Annotated in this window: 3 protein-coding genes and 1 pseudogene; 3 read left to right on the forward strand and 1 reads right to left on the reverse strand. The window is 71.3% G+C overall.

The genetic code is table 11. The features are described from left to right. Positions 1-155: 155 nt before the first annotated feature. Positions 156-638 carry a zinc-binding dehydrogenase gene (locus VIW71_RS01515; RefSeq protein ID WP_331619978.1) on the forward strand — a complete coding sequence of 161 codons (483 nt, stop codon included), beginning with the start codon at positions 156-158 and terminating at the stop codon, positions 636-638. 33 nt (positions 639-671) lie between these two features. After that, positions 672-1,478 carry a DeoR/GlpR family DNA-binding transcription regulator gene (locus VIW71_RS01520; protein ID WP_331619976.1) on the forward strand — a complete coding sequence of 269 codons (807 nt, stop codon included), beginning with the start codon at positions 672-674 and terminating at the stop codon, positions 1,476-1,478. A 358-nt stretch (positions 1,479-1,836) separates the two neighbouring features. Here VIW71_RS01520 and VIW71_RS01525 read toward each other — a convergent pair whose 3' ends face one another. Continuing rightward, entirely contained in the window at positions 1,837-2,994 is a 1,158-nt protein-coding gene (locus VIW71_RS01525; RefSeq protein ID WP_331619977.1) for an NAD-dependent formate dehydrogenase, read from the reverse strand. 865 nt (positions 2,995-3,859) lie between these two features. Here VIW71_RS01525 and VIW71_RS01530 point away from each other — a divergent pair. Then, positions 3,860-4,310, forward strand: a pseudogene (locus VIW71_RS01530) (hypothetical protein); the annotation flags it as partial.

Consider the following 4,310-nt stretch of genomic DNA (forward strand, 5'->3'; position numbering starts at 1 on the left):
CGGTGGACGAGGCCTTCGCCCACCTTGTCCCCGACACGCTCACCGCCGAGACCGCGGCCCTGCTGGAGCCCTGTCCGTGGGCGTGTGGGCCTGCCGCAAGGGCCGTGTCGGCCCCGGCTCACGGGTCCTGATCACCGGCGCGGTCCCTAGGGCTGATCGCCGCCCAGACGGCCCGCGCCTTCGGCGCCACCGAGGTCGTCGTCACCGACATCGCGCCCCACCGCCTCGACCCGGCCCGGCAACTGGGAGCCACCGCGACGGTGGACGTCACCGCCACCCGCCTGGCGGACGCCGGCTTCGAGCCCGACGTCCTGCTGGAGTGCTCCGGCGTCCCGGCCGCCGTCGACGAGGCGATCCGCACCGTGGGCCGGGCGGGCCGGGCCGTGCTGGTCGGTGGGGGAGGCGACGTGGTGCCGCTGCCCCTGACCCATGTGCAAAACTTCGAGATCGAGGTCACCGGCACCTTCCGGTACGCCAACACCTGGCCGACCGCCATCGCGCTGACGGCCTCCGGCGAAGTGGAACCGGACCGGCTGATCACCCACCGGTACGGCCTGGAGGCGGCGGAGCACTCACTTACCGCCGCCGCCCGGGACCGTGCGACGATCAAACCCGTGGTGTGTCCGACGCCGAGCTGACCACCACTGGGTCGCGAACGGGAAGGAGCGCACGTGACGTCCAGGCCACGGCTGTCCCAAACCGCCGTCGAGCAGCGCCGACAGGACGTCCTGAACCACGTCGCCGAACGCGGTGAGACCCGCATCGACGACCTCGCCGCCCGGTTCGACGTCAGCCTCATGACCATGCACCGGGACCTCGACGACCTGGCCGCCCGCCACCTGCTGCAGAAGGTGCGCGGGCGCGCCGTGGCCTTCCCCGCCCTGACCATGGAGACCGCCACCCGCTTCCGGGAGGGTACCCACCTCGCCGTCAAGACGGCCCTGTGCGCTGCCGCCGCCGACCGGATCAGACCCGGCAGCACCGTGCTCATCGACGACTCCACCACCCTGTTCCCGCTGGCCGACATGCTGGCCGGGATCGACCAGCTCACCGTGATCACCAACTCGGTCGGCCTCGCCCAGCACCTCGGTGTCGCGTCCGGCGTGATCGTCACCCTGCTCGGCGGCCGCTACCACGGCGAGTTCAACTCCTGCACCGGACCCGACGTCACCCGTGCCCTCGCCCGCATCCACGCCGACCTGGTACTGACGTCGGCCTCCGCCGTCCTGGAGGGCCGGCTCTTCCACCCCCTGCGCGAGTACGCGGAGGTCAAGGAAGCCATGCTCGCCTCCGCGGACTCGGCCCTGCTCCTTGCCGACCACTCGAAGTTCGGCAAGACCGCCACGTACGCCTACGGCACCGCCGCCCTCTACCAGGAGGTCATCACCGACACCGCCACACCCGCCGGGGAGACCGCTGCCCTGCGCGCTCTCGGGGTGCCCGTGGATGCCGTCGACGCCGGGGAATCCCCCTCGTAACGGCTGCGTTCATCACGCTCCCACGCCTGCGGCGCCACGGCCGACCTGCCGGTGACCGCGGTGCGCGAGGCGGTCGCCCACATCCACGCCGAACTCGCCGACCCGCGCGCGGCGACAGGCCACGACGAAGGGGGCTCCGACGGCACAGCGTCGTGACGGCACGCCTGAGGCAGGCATACGTGAAGACCGCCGAGCGCCTTCTGCGCCCGTTTGGGCCGTAGCGGACGGGAGGCCTGCCCTTCGGGCGGCCGGTCGGCCGGCACCCAGGCCGCGGGCTCGGGGACGGCGAGCGGGCGGCCGCGGACCTCGCCCTGGCCAGGGAGAGGTGGATGCGCAGGTCGTATCACCCTTGTCCTGCTCAGACCGTGTACGAGCGTGCCCCGGTCCCGGTCAGCCTGCCGCCCTCCACGATGAGGTATTCCTGGCGGATGGGGCGGCTGTCGAACCAGCACTCCAGGATCTCCCGGACACCGGCCGCGTACCTGGCTTGCGCGGAGAGCGTCGAGCCGGCTACGTGCGGTGTCATGCCCTCGTATGGCATGGTGCGCCACGGGTGGTCCTCCTCCGGAGGCTCGGGGTACCAGACGTCACCGGCGTAGCCGGCCAGCCGACCGCTCTCCAGCGCGCGTACGACGGCATCCCGGTCGACGATCAGCGCGCGTGCCGTGTTGACGATGTACGACCCGCGCTTCATGCTGCCGAGCAGCTCTTCGTCGAAAAGGTTCACCGTCTTGGCGTGCAGCGGGGCGTGGATGGAGAGCACGTCGACGGCGGCCGCCAGGGAGCGGGCATCGGGATGCCAGGTCAGCCCCAGCTCCTTTTCGAGGTCCGGCGGCAGCCTGTGCACGTCGCAGTAGTGCAGCGTCACGTCGAACGGCTTGAGCCGGCGCAGCACCGCCAACCCGATCCGTCCGGCACCGAGGACACCGACGTCCATGCCCTCCAGGTCGTAGTGCCGCGACACACTGTCGGCCACGTTCCACCCTCTTCGGGTAGTCACCCACTCGTGGGCGGGCAGGTAGTTGTGGACGAGGGCGAGGATCTGCATGACCGCGTGCTCCGACACGCTGATGCTGTTGCTGTGGGTGATCTCCGCGACGGTGATGCCGTGCTCGATGGCGCTCGGAAGGTCCACATGGTCCGAGCCGATCCCCGCCGTGATCGCCAGCTTCAGGCGCGGAGCACGTTCGATCCGCTCGGGGGTGAGATAGGCGGGCCAGAACGGCTGTGAAATCACCACGTCCGAGTCGGGGAGCTCGAGGTCCAGCACGGAGTCAGGCGCCTCCTTGTCGGAGGTGACGACCAGCCTGTGGCCCCTGCTCTCCAGGAACGGGCGCAGGCCGAGTTCGCCGGAGACGGAGCCGACCAGCTCCCCCGGAGTGAAGTCGAGTCCCTGCGGCGTGGGTGCTGTCTGCCCTCCGGGATAGCCCGTGATGACGGGAATGTCGGTACGGGCATACCTGGGCGGGTACCCGTCAACGGGGTCCGGATAAAGTACCGTAAGGATCTTCGCCATGGCCGTCCTCCATTGCCGCAGGCCGGCACGCACGCGCTGTGGCGAAGCCCAAGCGTTCCGGCCGAACTTCCCATGTCCGGCGGGTGCCCGGGCTTCCACTTGCTAAACAGGCCGCGGACCTGCGGCGCTGGGCCCGTCGACGTGCTGCCGGCCGACGCCCGGCCCGACCGGTGAGCCGGTGCCGGTCGGGGTGGGGTTGCGTCCTGTGTGGGTTGCCGAGGTGCGGGGTCCCACGATGAGCCTTGAGCCTGCTGAGGACGTCCGGGGGCGCTGGCACCACAACCACGCTCGTCAGGCAACCGCCTGCCGCACGGCGCACACGGAAATCCGGCGCTCCCTTTTTCGGCCCGGTGATGCCTCCCTTTTCGGCCGGATGCCTCTTTCTTCTCTTTTTTTCTGGCCTTTTCCCTCCGGGCTTCCCCTCCGGTGGATCGGCGGCGCCCAACGCCCGGGGGTTCGCGCGGCCCGTCCCCGAACCGCGGACGCGGCGGTCCGGGTGGCCGGCACGCCACGTCCGCGCCGCCCGCCGCCGTACGGCCCGCGGGCCCGCAGCGTGGGCGAACGGCCAGGAACCCATCCTTTCCAGCCACCGGAGAACAGAGGGCGAACGGCCCGTGAAGAGGCCAATCCGGTCAAGTCCCATGGCCCTTGGCCATCCCAATAGGGTTGGCCAAGGAGTCGCTATGGGAGTATCGTCCCTGCCCGTTGCAAAGGGAAAACTTCCGGCCGGAACGGGGAGTGACATCGGTTGTGGGCCCGGCGGAAAGCGGTGCATTCGTTGAGCCGAGAGCGAGAGGGCGTGCCGCGGCTCCGATCCCCGATGAGAGCATCCGCCCGTCCTCCCTCCGACTGGAGAAGTCAGCGCATGCCCACGAGCAACGCCGTCACCCGTCTCCTGGCCGGCCTCGGCGACTGGATGTGTCCCGAAGCGGAGGAGCCGTTGCAGGCCGGGCGGGTGCTGATCCCGGGGGAGCGCTCGGTGATCGAGTGGTGCGGGGGACGCGCCCAGGCCGCCCGATTACGGCACCCCGCGGAGGTGCCGGCCGCTCCGGCGCACGATGAGGAGTACCGCGAGCACCCCGAGCACCCCGAGCGGCTGGTCGCGGCCGTCGTCCGTCCCACGGGGTTACGGGCGGGCGCCCCCGCCGTGCAATACGCAGCGGCCGGCGCCGCGGCCCCAGGGGCTGCCCGGGTCCTCCGCGGCGAGGCGGTGCCGCACAAGGCCGTGGGGCGGGCCGGCGTAGCCCCACCCGTGCGGGCTTCGGTGCGGGGACCTGACGAGGTGGTTGACGGCGGCCCGGTCCCGGCGCGCCGGG

The sequence above is a fragment of the Streptomyces sp. genome (assembly GCF_036524955.1).
Lineage (GTDB): Bacteria > Actinomycetota > Actinomycetes > Streptomycetales > Streptomycetaceae > Actinacidiphila.

Coding starts and splice junctions, on each gene's coding strand:
- VIW71_RS01525 (WP_331619977.1), bottom strand. CDS start 2,994: ATGGCGAAGATCCTTACGGTACTTTATCCGGACCCCGTTGACGGGTAC.